The sequence below is a fragment of the Actinacidiphila epipremni genome (assembly GCF_012034175.1).
GTDB classification, from domain to species: Bacteria; Actinomycetota; Actinomycetes; order Streptomycetales; family Streptomycetaceae; genus Actinacidiphila; species Actinacidiphila epipremni.
This window is the reverse complement of sequence record NZ_JAATEJ010000008.1, coordinates 245,969-262,043: the sequence shown is the minus strand read 5'-3', so window position 1 is coordinate 262,043 and position 16,075 is coordinate 245,969. Positions and strand designations below refer to the sequence as shown.

Below are 16,075 nucleotides of genomic sequence, written 5' to 3'. Positions count from 1 at the left end.
GGGGGCCCGGGACGGACCGGGGGCACACCCCTGTCTTGTCAGGTGCATTGACAGTGGCGGCGGTTCGCAGTTCCCTTCTGGTGGCATCTGTTGCTTTCAGGGACCCCCCATCCTGTTGACAACGTTGTCCGCCGCCGGGAGTCCCGGGCGGGCGAACAATGTCGACCAGACCTGAAAGGTCATCATGCGTCTGCGCTTCCTCCCGTCCCCGGTGACGGCGCTCCTGGCCACCTTCCTCGCCGCGCTCCCCGCGGCACTGGCCGGCGCGACCGGCGTCCACGCCGCGACGCCGCCCGCGGCCTCGTCCACCGGCGCGACCGCCGCCGCCGCGGCCATCTGCAACGCCTACTGCGACGCCCGCGACCCGGCCCTGAGCACGCAGGACCGCAAGCCGGTCACCGCGACCGTCTTCTCACGCACCCTCACCCTGCACTTCGACGACGCCGACGCCATGGGCTGGGCGTCCATCGACAACGGCAACCCCGGCGACGAGGTGTGGCTCGACCGCTCCTTCGACGGCGGCCGGACGTGGAGTTCGGGCAGCAAGCTCGGCGACACCACCACACCGACCGGCCAGCGCGGCTGGCGCACCCTGATGTACAACGTCGACGACTGGAACACCCAGGGCGTCGGCGCGCTGCGCGCCTGCGGCAAGGCCGGTGACCGCCCCGACATCGCCTGCACGCAGTGGGCGCGGACGACCTGGAACGCCTGGGACCGGCGGACGGCCGCGGCGACCGCGCTGATGATGTCCTTCGACCGCGGCACCAAGCTCTTCGGCGGCAACGGCTGGTGGACCGGCGCGAACGCGCTGACCGCGGTCATCGACAACATCCGGGTGTCGGGCATGCCCAGTTACCGCTACGCCATCGCCGACACCTACGACAAGAACCTCGGCGCCCAGGAGGGCAACTTCACCAACGACTACCTGGACGACACCGGTTGGTGGGGCCTGGCGTGGGTCGACGCCTACGACCTGACCGGCGACAGCCGCTATCTCGCGACCGCCCGCGCCGACGCCGACCACATGACGGCGTATTGGGACGGCACGTGCGGCGGCGGGGTGTGGTGGAGCCAGTCGCGTACGTACAAGAACGCCATCACCAACGAGCTGTACCTCCAGCTCACCGCGGCGCTGCACAACCGCATCCCGGGCGACACCGCCTACTTGGGGCACGCGCAGGCCGAATGGGCCTGGTTCCGGGCGAGCGGGATGATCAACGGTGACCACATGGTCAACGACGGGCTGACGTCGGCGTGCGCCAACAACGGGCAGACGACGTGGACGTACAACCAGGGCGTCGTGCTCGGCGGGCTCGCCGAACTGTCCCGCGCCACCGGCGACTCCGGGCTGCTGACCACCGCCCGCACCCTCGCCGACGCCTCCACCGTACGCCTCGCGCAGGGCGGGGTGCTGCGCGAGCCCGGCGAGGGCGACTCCTGCACCGGCGACGGCCCCAGCTTCAAGGGCGCGTACGTCCGCGGCCTCGGCAAGCTCAACACCACGCTGTCCGGCCGCCCTTACAGCGCGGTGCTCAACACCTGGGCCGACTCCGCCTATGCGCACGACCGCAACGCCCTCGACCAGTACGGCCCGCACTGGGCCGGCGGGGCGGGCAGCAGCGACTACGGCTGCCAGCAGAGCGTCCTGGACCTGCTCAACGCGGCGGGCTGAGCGGCGGGTTGCTCTTCTGGGTGCGCGGGCCCTCAGGGCTCGGCGGGCCCGCGCACCCCGGCCCAGTCCAGCCGCAGCTGCTGGGCGCGCGGCAACCTGGCGACGATCAGGTCGTAGGAGTCCTCGACCATCTCGCGCACCATGTCGTCGGGCAGCGCCCCGTCCAGCAGCACGGTGTTCCAGTGCCGCTTGTTAAGGTGCCAGCCGCCGGTGATCTGCGGGTGGGCCGCGCGCAGTTGGACCGCGAGCTCCGGGTCGCACTTCAGGCTGACGCTCAACGGCCGCGCCTCCAGGGCGCTGAGCGCGAAGATCTTCCCGCCGACCTTGAAGACGGAGGTCTCCGGGTTGAAGGGGAAGGTCTCCTCCGCGCCGTTCAGCGCGAGGCAGACGGCCTTGAGTGCGTCGGGTGTCATACGGGCCAGTGTGCCGTGCGGCGGCCTGGTTGCGCTGCTCAGGGCCCGCCGGCCGGTCGCGGTCCGGCGGGCCCGGTCACAGCCGGCCGGCGACCTGGCGGGCGAGGTTCTGCAGCGGGTCGCGGTGGAGCGCGGGGTCGTCGAGGCGGACCAGGCGGATCGCGACCCAGGTCGTGGCCTTGCGGAAGAAGACCGCGTCGTCCTCGGCGTACGCCTCCTCGCCGGCGCCGGTGAAGGGGGTGAAGGTGTGGTTGAGGGTGCGGTCGATGTCGTAGTACTTCTTCGCGCCGTCGCCGACGTAGATCTCGACCTGCGCGGTCGGGCCGCTGACCGGGCCGGTGTACATGCAGCTCGGGGCCGCCTCCGGGCCCTCGATCCCGGCGTTCAGGGGTGAGTCGGCCAGGGCCTCGGCGTCCTTCTTCGGCAGGAGCGCGCAGGCTTTGAGGGCGGCGGCGGCCGTCGTGGTGGCGGCGGCCGGGGTGGGCGAGGCGGTGCCGCCGGCGGCCGGCGGCTGCGCGGTGGAGGACGCCGGGGCGGGGTCGTCGTCGCACGCGGTCAGGGCGGTCAGCGCGGTCAGGGCCACGGGCACGGTCAGGATGGCGGTCAGGGCGGTGCGTCTCATGTCTGGTCCCCCCATGGGTGCAGCAGGATTGCCGGTTCCACGCGGTGCACCGGCCAGCCGGCGCCGGCCATGGCCGCAACCACGGCATCGGCGTCCGGGCCCTCGACGAGAGCCAGGACGACCTCGTCGGCCGGCAGGTGCACCGCGGCGACCAGGCGCACCCCGCCGGCGGCAAGCACCGGAAGCCTCCCCGGGCCCCCGGGTCCCGCGCCGTCGTAGCGTTCCACCGCGAAGAGCCGCCTGGTCACACGCCGACGCTAGGCCGGCGGGGCGCCGGCCGAATCGGGGGTTTCCCTACGGAACGAGGGGCGGCGCCGGGCGGTGCGGTGCCGCAGGGCGGCGTTGTGCCGCGAGCGGTGCGGTGCTGGGGGCCGGCGCGGTGCCGCCGGGCGGCGCGGATTCGCCGGGCGGCGCGGTTCGGTCGGCCGCGCGATGCTGCGGCCGGGCCGGCGTGGTGTGGCGTCACGTGCCCGCCCGGCGGGAGAGTGCTGCGCCCAATTCTGCCCGGCGGGAGATGCCGAGTTTGCGGTAGACGCGGGCGAGGTTCGCCTCGACGGTCTTGGGGCTGATGAACAGCGCGTCCGCGATCGCGCGGTTGGTACGGCCGGCGGCGGCCAGCGCGGCGACCCGCTCCTCGGTGGCGGTCAGCGCCTCCGAGGCCGGGGCTCGCCCGCCGGTGCGGGCGAGTTCGGCCCGGGCGCGGCGCTCGAAGGCCGCCGCGCCGATCGCCGCGAACTCCGCGGCGGCCTGCTCCAGCGCCGTACGGGCGGCCCGCCGGCGTCTGGCCCGCCGGTGCACCACTCCCGCGACCAGCAGGCAGCGCGCCCGGTCCAGCGGCACGACGTGCGCCGGGACCCGGGCCCTGGCCTCCTCCAGCGCGTCGGCCGGCGCGGCGGTGTCCTCGCCCGAAGCGGCGGCGAGCAGCGCCCGGCTGCGCGCGAGGCCCAGCGTCGTCCACGGCCGGGGCAGCCGCTCGTGCCGCTCGGCGAGCCGGCGCAGAACGCGCCGGGCGGTCGCCAGGTCGCCGGCGGCGGCGCACGCCTCGATCCAGTCCGGCTCGAACCGCTGCGACAGGGGCTCGGCAAGGCCGGCGGCGTCCGCCTCGGCGGCCAGGGCGCGGTAGTCGGCCGCTGCGTCGTCCGTACGGCCCTCGGACAGGGCGGTGAACGCGCTGAGGGCGAGGTGGATCCGGCGTGCCCACGGGTCACCCACGGCCTCGGCCCGCCGCAGCCCCGCCTCCGCCACCGCGCGGGCCGCCGCGAGCTCGCCCCGGTGCGCGTCCAGCAGGCCGAGCAGCCAGGTCTCCCCCACCAGGCCGGTGCCCAGCTGCTCGCCGAGCTCCCGCGCGCCGGCGAGCGCGCGGGCGGCGTCGTCGTAGCGCCCGGCGACCAGCTCGGTCTCGCCCAGATGGGCCAGCAGTTCGTGCTGGCCGGGTTCGTCGCCGGCGGCGACCGCCCGCTCCAGCATGGCGTGCAGGCGGGCGCGGGCCTTGTCGTGCTCGTCGATCGACCGCCACCAGATGGCGGGGATGGTGCCGCCCAGCCATGACGGCCGTCCGTCCTCCAACGCCAGGGCCCGGTCCAGCAGTTCGCGCCGGGGCGGCCGGCCGCCGCGGACCTCGTGGAAGAACAGCTGCAGCAGCGAGCCGGAAAGCAGCTCGGCGTCCTGCGGCGAGGCGCCGCCGAGCAGCGCGCACGCGGCCTCCGCATGGCGCTGGGCCAGCTCGGGCGTGTCGTGGAAGAGGCTCAGATACGCGTGGATCCGCCCGGCCTGCGCCGACCCGGCGGGCGCACACCGAAGCGCCTGCTCGGCGGTCTGCGCGGCAACAGCCAGCGGCTCATCGGCACTCCACGCCACCTCGGCCCGCAACAACAACGCCTCAGCCCGCACCCCGTCGCCCGCCCCCGCCGCGCCGCCGCCGGGGTGAGGGACCTCAGCGGACTCCAAGCCCCCGGCGGCGAACGCCTCCACCTCGACCGCGGCGCCCGCCAGACCGACGCCCGCCTGCCCACCGGGAGACGCAACCCCGCCCGCCGCCGAAGCCCCGGCGACGAACGCGTCCCCCACGTCAACACCCGCCCGACCCGCACCTCCCTGCCCGCCGGGGTGACGGGCCCCGCCCGCCTCCAGAGTCCCGGCGACAGGCGCGTCCTCCACGCCCACCTCGACGCCTGCCCAGCCGGCGTCTACCTGCCCGCCGACGTACGCAACCCCGCCCGCCGCCAAAGCCCCGGCGGCAGACGCCTCCGCCACCCCGGCCTCGGCGCCCGGCTGCCCACCCGGATACGCAACCCCACCCGCTTGCGGGCGGTCGCCGCCGGCGGCGCGGGCGCTGGGCACCCGCGGAGCGGCGTCGCAGGCTTCGGCGACCTCCGTGGCTGTGGCCGCCGCTGCGGGGTAGTCGCCGCTGTCGTAGTGGCAGCGGGCCGCGGCCAAGCGGCGGCGGGCGAGGGTCGCGGGGGTGGTCGGGGGTGTGAGGTGGGCGGCCTGTTCGTAGAGGGCGGCGGCGAGTTGGGGGGCGCCGCGGCGGCGTTGGCGGTCGGCGGAGGCGGCGAGTTCGGCGGCGACCTCGGCGTCCGGCAGGGCGACGCAGCGGGCGAGTTGCCGGGCCCGCTCGTCCGGGTCGGCGACGACCTCGGCCAGCTTGCGGTGCAGCCGGCGGCGCAAGCTCGCGGGGATGTCCGCGCGGACCGCCGCCGCGTACAGGGGGTGGGCGAAGTGCACCGCTCCCCCGCTGACGGTCAGCAGCCCGGCGTCCTCCGCCGGGTCGAAGGCGGCCGGGTCCGCCCCCGCGGCGGACAGATCGCGCAGGTGCGCCACGGAGAGCAGCGCCGCGAGCCGGATCGCGTCGCGGCCGGCCGGGGGCAGGGCGGCCACCGTGCCCGCCACCAGCCGGGTCGTCGTGGCGGGGAAGGGCAGGTCCTCGCCGGGGGACGGCAGCCGGGGCAGCCGCAGCACCGCGCGGGTCAACTCCATGGCCAGCAGCGGGTTTCCGCCGCAGTCCCGGGCGATACGGGCCAGCAGCGGCCGGTTGAGCGTCACGCCGAGCCGGTCGCGCAGCATATGGTGCAGCGCCCCGGTGCCGAGCGGCGCCACGTCGATCCGCCGCAGCCGTCCGGCGAGGCGGTCCAGGCCCAACGGCGTACCGGCGCCGGCCTCGTCGCGGGCGCCGGCCAGCACCGCCAGGCCCGGCACCCGCCGTAAGGCGAACGTCAACGCCCGTGCGCTGGCCGGGTCCAACCAGGGCGCGTCGTCCACGGCGACCAGCACCCGGCGGCCGGACGCCACCGCGGCGTCGAGCAGCGAGCGAGTGGCCGCGGCCACCGCCCGCTCGCCCACGACCCCGTCGCCGTCACCGCCCTCGGCCTCGCCCGCATCGCGACGCCCACCTCCCTCAGCGCCCGCACGCACGCTGCCGTGCACCCCCGCACCGCCGCCCGCGCCCGGGCCACCGCCCGCGTCACCGCCCGAGCCCACACCACCGGCCACCCCCGCACCGCCGACCGCGCTCAGCTCACGGCCCACCTCACCGGCGGCGCCCACCTCACCGTCCCCCGTGAGCAACACCGCCTGGACCGCCGCCCGTTGCGGCCCCGGCAACTCAGCCGCGTGTGCGGCCAAGGGCCGCAGCAGATCCGCCAGCGCGGCGAGCGCGAGGGCCGACTCCGACTCCGCGGGCGCGCACGTCAGGACCAGCCAGCCCGCCCGCCGCGCACAAGCGACCAGTTCGCGCCACAGCGCGGTCTTGCCGATGCCGGGCGGCCCGGCGAGCAGCACCGGATCGCCTTGCACCAGCGGCTCCCACGCCTGCTCCAGAACGGCGTCCCGGCCGAACAGCACAGCCACGGGCCCAGCTTAGGCGGGCCGCACCCCGTGCCGGGGCGGCCTCGGACAAGCCGCCCACCTTGCGCCCCCACCGTTCCTACTGTCTATAGTGTGCATGAACAGTCGAACCCCGAGGCCGGAGGCCCGTCGTGCGCGTGGTGCTGTCCAACAGCAGCGGAGTGCCGCTCTACCAGCAGATCAAGGAACAGATCGGCGCCGCCGTCCTGTCCGGCGAGCTCGCCGAGGGCGCCGCCCTGCCGTCCGTACGCGCCCTCGCCCGGGACCTGCGGATCAGCATCATCACCACCAACCGCGCCTACACCGAGCTCGCCGCCGAGGGCTTCATCGGCACCGTGCCCGGCAAGGGCGCGTACGTCCTGCCGCTGGACACCGCGTTCGTGCGCGAGCAGCTGCTACGCCAGGTGGAGGACGGGCTGCAGGCCGCGCTGGACGCCGCCGGGCGGGCCGGCCTCGGCCGCGACGAGCTCGTCGGCATCCTCGACGGCCTGATCCGCGCCGCGCACGAGACCGCCTGAGGCCCGGGGGATGCACGCCATGAGCGGCGAACCGGCCTTCGCCCTGCGGGGCGTGCACGCCGCGGCCGGCGGCGGCTTCGCCCTGCGCGACATCAGCTTCGCGCTGCCGACCGGCTACGTCATGGGCCTGATCGGCGCGAACGGCGCCGGCAAGACGACCACCATCCGCTGTCTGCTGGGCATGCGCGGCATCGACAGCGGCGAGATCGAGCTGCTCGGCCACCGCGTCCCCGGCCCGGTGGCGCTGCGCCAGGACGTGGGCGTCGTGCTGGACCGCGCCTACCTCGTCGGCGACTGGCGGCTGGCCGAGGTCGAACGCACCCTGCGGCCCTTCTACGACCGCTGGGACGGCGCCCGCTACCGCCGGCTCCTCGACGAGTTCGGCCTGGACCTGCGGGCCAGGGTCAAGGACCTCTCCCGCGGCATGACGATGAAGCTCACGATCGCGGTGGCGCTCTCGCACCGCGCCCGGCTGCTCGTCCTGGATGAGCCCACCAGCGGCCTCGACCCCGTCGCGCGGGACGAACTCGCGGGCATCATCGGGGAGTTCCTGCTCGACGAAGGGCACAGCGTGCTGTTCTCCACGCACATCACCTCCGACCTGGACCGCATCGGCGACTACGTGACGCTGCTGCACGGCGGCCGGGTCGTGCGCACCGGCCCCAAGGACGAGGTCGTGGACGCCTTCCGGGTCGTCCGCGCCTACCGGCGCTCGCGGTGCTGCTGGCCCCGCTGGTCGCCGTCCAGCCGTTCGTGGTCGCCGGCAAGGAGGGCCTGGAGACGCTGTACGCGGTGCTGCCGCTGCCGCGGCGGGCGGTGGTGCTCGGGCACTACGCCTGGGCGCTGGCGAGTTTCCTGGCCACCCTCACCGCGGGGACGGCGCTGGCGGTGCTGCTCGGGCTGGCCGAGGGCGCGCCGCTCGGCGGGCGCACCCTGGTGACGATGCTGACTCTGTCCTGGACGCTGTTCGCGGTCAACATCGCGATCCAGCTCCCGCTGCTGATCCGCTTCGGGTACGCGCGGGTGAGCGTGCTGGGCACCACCGTGCCGCTGGCGCTGGTCATGGTGGCCGTCTACCGGCTGCATCCCACGCTCGCGTCGCTCCGGGAATGGCTGCCGGTGCTGGGCGCGGCGGGAGCCGCCGCCGTCGCGGTGTCGGCGGCGCTGGCGGCGCGTACGCACCTGTCACGTCCGTAGCCGGGCCTCGGCGGCCTGCCATGCGGACGCGGCGCCCGCGGGGCGGTAGTGGCGCAACTGCTGGGTGGCGGCGACCAGTCGGCGCATGTCGGCGAGGTCGCCGGTGCGGCCGTGGGCGCGGGCCTGGACGAGGATGTTGCCGAGCGCGGTGGCCTCGGTGGGTCCGGCGGTGACCGGCAACCCGGTGGCGTCGGCGGTGAGTTGGCACAGCAGCTCGTTGCGGCTGCCGCCGCCGACGAGATGGACCCGGGTGATGTCGCGGCCGGCCAACTCCGCGGCGCGCCGCAGGACTTGGCGGTGGGCCAGCGCCAGGCTCTCCAAAACGCAGCGCACGACGGCGCCTTGGTCGCGCGGGGGCCGCTGGCCGGTGCGGCGGCAGAAGCCGGCGATGGCGGCGGGCATGTCGGCGGGGGCGAGGAAGTCCGGTGCGTCGGGGTCGATCAGCGCGGCGAAGGGCTCGGCGCGGGCCGCGGCGGCGAGCAGCGGGGCCAGTTCCGCGGGCTGCCCGCGGGCGGCCCACACGCGCCGGCACTCCTCCAGCGGCCACATGCCCATGATGTTGCGCAGGTACCGCACGGTGCCGTCGATGCCGCGCTCGTTGGTGAAGTTGGCGGTGCGGGACTCCTCGGTGAGCACCGGCGCGTCCAGTTCCAGCCCGGCGAGCGACCAGGTGCCGCAGGAGATGTACGCCGCCCCCGACGCGGTGGCGGGCACCGCGACGACGGCGGACGCGGTGTCGTGCGAGGCGACGGTGGTGACCGGCGTGCCGGCCGGCAGCCCGGTGCCGTCGGCGACGTGCGGCAGCAAGGTGCCGGCAGATTCGCCGGGTTCGCGCAGCGGCGGCAGCAGGGCGGTGTCCAGGCCGATACCGGCGGCCAGTTCGTACGACCAGGTGCCGGTGCGGGCGTCGAGCAGGCCGGTGGTCGAGGCGTTGGTGGTCTCGGCGCCGGCGCTGCCGGACAGCCAGTGGACGAGCAGGTCGGGGATGAGCAGCAGCGTGCGGGCGGCGGCCAGTTGGGCGGTGCCGCGGGCGGCGGCGAGCTGGAAGACGGTGTTGAACGGCAGGTGCTGCAGCCCGCTGACCCCGTAGAGCCGTGCCGCGCCCAGCCGTTCCCGCACCTCCTGCGCGACCTGCGACGTACGGCTGTCGCGGTAGTGGTACGGGAGGCCGAGCAGGGCGCCGTCCGCGTCGAGCAGGCCGTAGTCGACGGCCCAGGTGTCGACGCCGACCGACGTGACGTCGTAGCCGGCCCGGCCCGCCGCGCGCAGGCCGTCCAGGACGCCCTGGTGGAGCGCGGGCAGGTCCCAGTGCAGGCCGGTCGGCAGCCGGACCGGCCGGTTGGCGAAGCGGTGCAGCTCGGCCAGCTCCAGGGTGTCCCGGCCGGCCCGGCCGACGACCACCCGCCCGCTGGTCGCCCCGAGGTCCGCGGCCACGAAGGCGGACGGGCCGGGCCCGGCGGGCGGACGGGACGGCGGTACGGGCACGGTCACGGGTTCACCTCGGCGGCGCGGGCACGGGCGGTGCGGATTACAGGCAGGGCGGCGGGGCGGGTCAGCGCAGGAAGGCCGCGGCGACTCCGGCGTCGACGGGGATGTGCAGCCCGGTGGTGTGGGTGAGGTCGCCGCCGGTGAGCGCGAAGACCGCGTTCGCGACATGCTCGGGCAGCACCTCCCGCTTGAGCAGGGTGCGTTGGGCGTAGAACTCGCCGAGCTTGTCCTCGGCGACCCCGTAGACCGCGGCGCGCTGCGCGCCCCAGCCGCCGGCGAAGATGCCCGAGCCGCGCACGACACCGTCCGGGTTGACGCCGTTGACGCGGATGCCGTCGCCGCCCAGCTCGGCGGCCAGCAGCCGCACCTGGTGGGCCTGGTCGGCCTTGGCGGCGGAGTAGGCGATGTTGTTCGGCCCGGCGAAGACGGCGTTCTTGGACGCGATGTAGACGATGTCGCCGCCGAGGCCCTGCGCGGTCATGACCCGGGCGGCCTCGCGGGAGACGAGGAAGGAGCCGCGGGCCATGATGGCGTGCTGCCGGTCCCAGTCGGCGGCGGCGGTCTCCAGCAGCGGCTTGGAGATGGAGATGCCCGCGTTGTTGACGACGAGGTCGACGCCGCCGAAGGCGAGCAGCGCCGCGTCGAAGGCGGCCCGGATCTGCTCCTCGTCGGTGACGTCGACGGTGACGGCCACCGCGGTGTCGGGGCCGCCGAGTTCACCGGCGACGGCCTCGGCGCCCGCGGTGTCCCGGTCGGCGACGACCACGCAGGCGCCCTCGGCGGCCAGCCGGTGCGCGATGGCCCGGCCGATGCCGCTGCCGGCGCCGGTGACCAGCGCGATCCTGGTGGCCAGCGGCCTCGGCGCCGGCATCCGGCGCAGCTTGGCCTCCTCCAACTCCCAGTATTCGATGCGGAACTTCTCCGCCTCGTCGATCGGCCGGTAGGCGGAGACGGCTTCGGCGCCGCGCATGACGTTGATCGCGTTGACGTAGAACTCCCCGGCCACCCGCGCGGTCTGCTTGTCCTTGCCGTAGGTGAACATGCCGACGCCGGGGACGAGGACGACGGCGGGGTCGGCGCCGCGCATGGCCGGCGAGCCGGGGCCGGCGTGCCGGTCGTAGTAGGCGGCGTATGCGGCACGGTAGTCCTGGTGCAGTGCGCGCAGCCGGGCGATCGCCTCGTCCAGCGGGGCGGTGGGCGGCAGGTCGAGGAGCAGCGGGCGGACCTTGGTGCGCAGGAAGTGGTCGGGGCAGGAGGTGCCGAGCGCGGCCAGCCGCGGGTGCTCGGCGCGGGAGAGGAAGTCCAGGACGACGCCGGAGTCGGTGAAGTGGCCGACCTGGGGGCGGTCGGTGGAGGCCAGGGCGCGCAGGACGGGCGCCAGCGCGGCGGCGCGGGCCCGCCGTTCGGCCTCGGTCAGCGGTCCGAAGCCGGCCAGCAGCGGGCCGAAGGGCTCGGCCTTGCCGCGGGTGCGCAGGAAGTCCTCGGCGGTGCGGATGATGTGCAGCGAGTTGGCCTCGCACTGCGCGGACGTCGCGCCCCAGGCGGTGATGCCGTGGCCGCCGAGGACGCAGCCGACGGCCTGCGGGTTGGCCTCCTTGGCTGCGGCGATGTCCAGGCCGAGCTGGAAGCCGGGGCGGCGCCAGGGCACCCACACCACCGTGTCGCCGAAGCACTCCTTGGTCAGCTCCTCGCCGTCGGCGGCGCAGGCCAGGGCGATGCCGGAGTCGGGGTGGAGGTGGTCGACGTGGGCGGCGTCGACCAGGCCGTGCATGGCGGTGTCGATGGAGGGAGCGGCGCCGCCCCTGCCGTGCAGGCAGTAGTCGAACGCGGCGACCATCTCGTCCTCGCGCTCCACCCCGGGGTAGCCGGCGGTCAGCGCGCGCAGCCGGTCCAGCCGCAGCACGGCCAGGCCGCCCTCGGTGAGGGTGCCGAGGTCGCCGCCGGAGCCCTTGACCCACAGCAGCTCGGTGTCCGCGCCGGTGACCGGGTCGGTCCCCAGGGCCTTGGCGGAGGTGTTGCCGCCGGCGTAGTTGGTGGTGCGCGGGTCGGAACCCAGCCGGTTCGAGCGCTCCAGCAGGGCCCGGACCTCGGGGTGCGGGGTGGCGGTCATGGACTGTCCTTGTCTGGGAGTGGCGTCGGGGTTGCGGCGGGCAAGGCGTACGGCGGGGTGCGCGGTCGTACGGCAGGGTGCGCGGGCCGTACGGCAGGGCGGCGGGGCGGCGGCTCAGGCGCCCCAGCCGGCCTGCTCGCCGCCGACGCGCTCGGCGACGATGCGCTCGGCGTGCCCGGTGGCGCGGTAGGCGGCGAGCGGGTCGGGGTGCAGGCCCTGCTCCTGGCGTACCTCGGCGAGCAGCGGGCGGACGTCGGTGTTGTAGGCGTCCATCAGCACGGCGTTGGCCTCCAGGACGTCACCGCCGCGCTGGGCGGCGGCCAGCGCGCCGGCGTCGACCAGCAGCGCCTTGGCGGTGGCCTCCTGCACGTTCATCACCGAGCGGATGATCGCCGGGATCTTCGCCTCGATGTTGTGGCACTGGTCGAGCATGAAGGCGACCCCGGTCGCCGGTTCCAGGCCGCCGCCCCGAACGACCTCGTGCATGATCCGGAACAGCTGGAAGGGGTCGGCCGCGCCGACCATCAGGTCGTCGTCGGCGTAGAAGCGGGAGTTGAAGTCGAAGCCGCCGAGTTTCCGCTCGCGCAGCAGGAAGGCGACGATGAACTCGATGTTGGTGCCCGGCGCGTGGTGCCCGGTGTCGACGACGACCTGCGCCTTCGGCCCGAGCTTGAGGCAGTGGGCGTAGGCGGTGCCCCAGTCGGGAACGTCGGTGGTGTAGAAGGCCGGCTCGAACAGCTTGTACTCCAGCAGCATGCGCTGGTCGTCGCCGAGCCGTTCGTACACGGCGGTGAGCGCTTCGGCGAGCCGGTCCTGGCGGGCGGCGATGTCGTCCTGGCCGGGGTAGTTGGTGCCGTCGGCGAACCACAGCTTCAGGTCGCGCGAGCCGGTGGCGTCCATGATGGCCACGCACTCCATCAGGTGGTCCAGCGCCTTGCGGCGCACGGCCGGGTCGGGGTGGGTGACCGAGCCGAGCTTGTAGTCGTCGTCCTGGAAGACGTTGGCGTTGATCGCGCCGAGCGTCAGCCCGCGCTCGGCGGCGTAGCCGGCCAGGCCCGCGTAGTCGTCCACCTTGTCCCAGGGGATGTGCAGGGCGACGACGGGCGCGACGCCCGTCGCCTCCTGCACCCGGGCGGCGTCGTCCAGTTTCTCGTACGGGTCGCGCGGGACGCCGGCTTGGGCGAACACCTTGAAACGCGTCCCGGAGTTGCCGTACGCCCACGACGGCGTCTCGATCCGCTGGGATTTCAACGCTGCCTTGACGGCGGGCAGTTCAGTCATGGGCAACTCCTATGAATCGTTTCATGACGCGGACGATAAACAGCGTCCCGCGCGACTGTCAACAGCGCCTCCGCCCGGCCCCCGGCCGCCCGCGGCGGCACGGAGGTCGCCGGCTCGGCGGCTCAGCGGCCGGACGAGCTCCCGGCCGTGCCGCGGACCCGGCCGCCGTTGGCGTGGAAGGAGAACTCGATGTGCCCGTGCGCCCGCAGCGGCCGGGAACCGCTCGTCCTGACCGTGACGGTCGCCGAGCGGCCGGCCGGCAGCGTCGCGGCCACCGGCACCGGGAAGGCGTTCGGGTCGGCCCCGGCCACCTGCGGCCGGCCGCCGCCCTGCCACTGGACACCGTCCAGCCGGACGTCGTTGGCCGGGCCCGAGCCCTTGTTGGTGACCTCCACCCGCCAGCTGGTCGTGCCGTGCGACGTGCCGAGCTCGGTCACCCGCCCGGACAGCCGCGCAGGGCGGGCCGGGTGCGCGCCGTCCACCTCCAGCACGACGGTGTCCCAGCCGAAGGCGGTCGAGGACGGGGCGCCGCCGGGCGGGAGGGTGCCGCCGTTGGTGAAGGCGATCGTGTTGTCGCCGGCCACCAGCAGCGAGGCCGGGAAGGTGACCACGGACTGCCGGAAGTAGCCGCTGCGGTCGGCCTGCCGGGCGAGCCCGCCGTCGCTGGTGGCGGGCAGCGAGCCGACGATGCCGGCGGACGTGCCGTTGACGGTCACCGCCGGCGGCTTGCCCTGCCGGGTGGAGGACGACACGGTCAGGTAGGCGGTGCCGTCCAGCGGGCGGTCCAGCGGGAAGTGGACGGTCCAGGTGCCGGGGTTGGCCTGGGCGTAATACCACTTCTCCGGTTCCCAGTCCCGGCCGATGGTGAAGGACAGGTCGGCGGGGATCAGCGTGGGCTTCCAGTAGTCGCGCGGGCTGGGCTTGGCGGGCGACTTGGTGGCGAGCGCGTACTCCCCGCCCGTACGGTCCGAGCGGCCGATCTGCCACAGGAAGGTGGAGTGCTGCGTCGGCGCCCAGGTGAGGGTGCCCAGGTCGTGGTGGCGCGCCGAGGGGCGTATCCCGCCCTGCTTGTACTGGTCGGTGACCGAGCCGTCGGCGGCGAAGACGTAGAGCGTGTACGCGCCCGGCTCGGTGCTGCCGGGCTGCCAGGCCGGCGGGACGCCCGGCAGGGAGAAGCTGCCGTCCTCGGCGGTGCGCACGAAGTGCACGGGCTCGTGGATCGTGTACACGTCGTCGACGTCCTGGGTGCTCAGCAGCGCCCACAGGTTGCCGGCCGGGCGGCCGTCGGCGAGCCGGATCCGCCCGGTCACGGTGGTGCGCTGCCTGACCGCCGGGTAGAGCGGGTCGGCGACCCAGGCGGCGCCCGCGCGGTTCTCGTCGATCTCGCCGCGCGCGATGTCCGCGGCCTCGGCGATCATCGCGTCCGGGTTCCTCGGGTCGCCGGTGGTCAGGAAGGTGAACCAGGGGCCGTAGAGCCGGCGGTAGCCCTCGGGCAGGGCGTAGGACGGCAGGCCGTAGTGGTTGGCGCCGAAGTAGTTGAGGATCAGCGCGTCCTGGTGGATCGCGAGGTCCTGGTGCTGCGGGCCGACGCCGTAGAAGCCGGCGAGGGTCTGGTCGGAGACGCCGCCGAGCGGGGTGAACCAGGCGCCGAAGCCGTTGCCGAAGTGCCCGAACATCGGGTTCTCGTGGGCGTACAGGCTCCAGTCGTACTTGGTGTAGACGTCGCCGGGCTTGGTGCCGCCGGCGTTGTTGGACGGCGAGGGCAGGTCGGGGTTGTCGACGCCGTCCACCAGCCAGGTCTCGTCGCCCACACGCTCCTGGGTGGCGAGGTAGGCGTACGTGGGCTGCTGGCCCTTGCCGCGCTCCCAGTTGAAGCAGTGGTCGAGGATCGAGCGGTCCCAGCGGGTGTTCATCCGGACCTCGTTGATGGAGGTGGCCGCGCTGGCGGTGAGGATGTCGTAGCCGTAGAGCCCGGGCTTGCCGGCCCGCATGATCAGGTGGTGCTCGTGCTGCAGGGGCACGCCGGTGACGTCGGCGAACGCCACCTCGACCAGGTCGCGGGTGACCCGCAGGACCTTGACCTGGGTGCAGACCAGGCGGGTCTTGCCGCCGCCGGCGTCGACGTAGAAGGAGTGCTGGCGGTCGGGGTCGCGGGGGTCGACGCCGTTGAGGTTGTGGGCGAGCTCGGTGCCGTCGACGACGACGGAGGTGGCGGTGATGGACACGTCCGTCCAGCCGGTGACGACACCGCCGGCCGCGTCGTCGCGGCCGAAGGTGAACCGCACCAGGCCGTTGTCGAGGACGATCTCGCCGACCTGGTCGGGGAAGGAGTAGGTGCCGGTCTTCGCCGGCCGCCCGTCGAGCAGCAGCCGGACGGGACGGGCCGCGGGGTGGGAGTGGGAGCCGCCGCCCACGTGGGACGGCGACTGCGCCGCCGCCGTGCCGGCGGCGCCCACCACGGTGGCGGCGGCGCCGGCTCCCATCATGCCGAGTGTGGTGCGGCGGCTGACTCTGCTGTCTTGCCAGGTCATCAAGACTCCTCGTGCTGGATGACTGCGCGGAAAAGCACCGGCCCGCAAGGGCCGGCCGGTCCGGTCGTGACCGGGGGCGCGGGAGGGCGCGGCACAGCCGACGCCCGGCCGCGGGGACGTGGGCCGGCCCGGGTGCGGGCAGGGCGGAACGCCGGGCGCCGGCGGGCCACGTCGCTGCGGAATCGGGGATTGAAACGTAACAACCGTTCTCCGGGCGACGAAGCTAGCGACCCGAAGCCGACTTGGGAAGGGGCCGCGCGAAACCGGTTCGCCGGACAGCAGGTTGCCGGACCGCGACGGCGGCGGCAGCGGCCCCGGCCGGGAGGCCGGCTCGCGGCAGGGCGCCGGGGGCGGCGGAGGCCCAGGTCAGACGGGCGGAAGGGGTACGCTGGGGCCA

At 74.8% G+C, this 16,075-nt stretch carries 11 protein-coding genes and 1 pseudogene; 4 read left to right on the top strand and 8 right to left on the bottom strand.

The features are described from left to right. Window positions 1-184: 184 nt before the first annotated feature. Window positions 185-1,675 carry a glycoside hydrolase family 76 protein gene (locus tag HCN08_RS13505; protein WP_167983265.1) on the top strand — a complete coding sequence of 497 codons (1,491 nt, stop codon included), beginning with the start codon at window positions 185-187 and terminating at the stop codon, window positions 1,673-1,675. Between the two features lie 32 nt (window positions 1,676-1,707). Here HCN08_RS13505 and HCN08_RS13500 read toward each other — a convergent pair whose 3' ends face one another. The 4 genes from HCN08_RS13500 to HCN08_RS34780 form a co-directional block, all read right to left on the bottom strand. After that, a complete protein-coding gene (locus HCN08_RS13500; protein WP_167983264.1) occupies window positions 1,708-2,088 on the bottom strand; it encodes an MmcQ/YjbR family DNA-binding protein in 381 nt (126 codons plus the stop codon). Window positions 2,089-2,164: 76 nt separating this feature from the next. Beyond that, complete coding sequence (locus tag HCN08_RS13495; protein WP_167983263.1) at window positions 2,165-2,710, bottom strand: hypothetical protein; 546 nt, start codon at window positions 2,708-2,710, stop codon at window positions 2,165-2,167. Further along, window positions 2,707-2,958 carry a hypothetical protein gene (locus HCN08_RS13490; RefSeq protein ID WP_167983262.1) on the bottom strand — a complete coding sequence of 84 codons (252 nt, stop codon included), beginning with the start codon at window positions 2,956-2,958 and terminating at the stop codon, window positions 2,707-2,709. The genes HCN08_RS13495 and HCN08_RS13490 overlap by 4 nt, the downstream gene beginning before the upstream one ends. A gap of 214 nt (window positions 2,959-3,172) precedes the next feature. Next, window positions 3,173-6,556 carry an AAA family ATPase gene (locus HCN08_RS34780; protein ID WP_206318740.1) on the bottom strand — a complete coding sequence of 1,128 codons (3,384 nt, stop codon included), beginning with the start codon at window positions 6,554-6,556 and terminating at the stop codon, window positions 3,173-3,175. Between the two features lie 128 nt (window positions 6,557-6,684). Between HCN08_RS34780 and HCN08_RS13475 the strand changes: the two genes are divergently transcribed. The 3 genes and pseudogenes from HCN08_RS13475 to HCN08_RS35290 all read left to right on the top strand — a co-directional run bounded on the left by HCN08_RS13475 (window position 6,685) and on the right by HCN08_RS35290 (window position 8,268). Further along, window positions 6,685-7,071: a GntR family transcriptional regulator gene (locus HCN08_RS13475; protein WP_167983261.1), complete on the top strand. Its 387-nt coding sequence runs from the start codon at window positions 6,685-6,687 to the stop codon at window positions 7,069-7,071. A gap of 10 nt (window positions 7,072-7,081) precedes the next feature. Then, window positions 7,082-7,648: pseudogene (locus tag HCN08_RS35295) on the top strand (ATP-binding cassette domain-containing protein); the annotation flags it as partial. 140 nt (window positions 7,649-7,788) lie between these two features. After that, on the top strand, window positions 7,789-8,268 hold the full coding sequence (locus HCN08_RS35290) for an ABC-2 transporter permease (RefSeq protein ID WP_322974425.1): 480 nt from the start codon (window positions 7,789-7,791) through the stop codon (window positions 8,266-8,268). Here the strand turns inward: HCN08_RS35290 and HCN08_RS13460 are convergent. From HCN08_RS13460 to HCN08_RS13445, 4 genes are all read right to left on the bottom strand, one after another. Then, window positions 8,257-9,759 (bottom strand): rhamnulokinase, encoded by a 1,503-nt coding sequence (locus HCN08_RS13460; protein WP_322974424.1) that lies wholly within the window; start codon window positions 9,757-9,759, stop codon window positions 8,257-8,259. The two genes, HCN08_RS35290 and HCN08_RS13460, sit on opposite strands and share 12 nt — an antisense overlap. A 61-nt stretch (window positions 9,760-9,820) precedes the next feature. Beyond that, window positions 9,821-11,866 carry a bifunctional aldolase/short-chain dehydrogenase gene (locus tag HCN08_RS13455; RefSeq protein ID WP_167983258.1) on the bottom strand — a complete coding sequence of 682 codons (2,046 nt, stop codon included), beginning with the start codon at window positions 11,864-11,866 and terminating at the stop codon, window positions 9,821-9,823. A 114-nt stretch (window positions 11,867-11,980) separates the two neighbouring features. Further along, window positions 11,981-13,147, bottom strand: coding sequence for an L-rhamnose isomerase (gene rhaI / locus HCN08_RS13450; protein ID WP_167983257.1), 1,167 nt, complete (start codon window positions 13,145-13,147; stop codon window positions 11,981-11,983). Window positions 13,148-13,269: 122 nt separating this feature from the next. Next, window positions 13,270-15,678, bottom strand: a complete 2,409-nt coding sequence (locus HCN08_RS13445) for a polysaccharide lyase family protein (RefSeq protein WP_167983256.1) — start codon at window positions 15,676-15,678, stop codon at window positions 13,270-13,272. Window positions 15,679-16,075 lie beyond the last annotated feature (397 nt).

Coding starts and splice junctions, on each gene's coding strand:
- HCN08_RS13455 (WP_167983258.1), bottom strand. CDS start 11,866: ATGACCGCCACCCCGCACCCCGAGGTCCGGGCCCTGCTGGAGCGCTCG.
- rhaI (WP_167983257.1), bottom strand. CDS start 13,147: ATGACTGAACTGCCCGCCGTCAAGGCAGCGTTGAAATCCCAGCGGATC.
- HCN08_RS13505 (WP_167983265.1), top strand. CDS start 185: ATGCGTCTGCGCTTCCTCCCGTCCCCGGTGACGGCGCTCCTGGCCACC.
- HCN08_RS13495 (WP_167983263.1), bottom strand. CDS start 2,710: ATGAGACGCACCGCCCTGACCGCCATCCTGACCGTGCCCGTGGCCCTG.
- HCN08_RS13445 (WP_167983256.1), bottom strand. CDS start 15,678: ATGACCTGGCAAGACAGCAGAGTCAGCCGCCGCACCACACTCGGCATG.
- HCN08_RS13500 (WP_167983264.1), bottom strand. CDS start 2,088: ATGACACCCGACGCACTCAAGGCCGTCTGCCTCGCGCTGAACGGCGCG.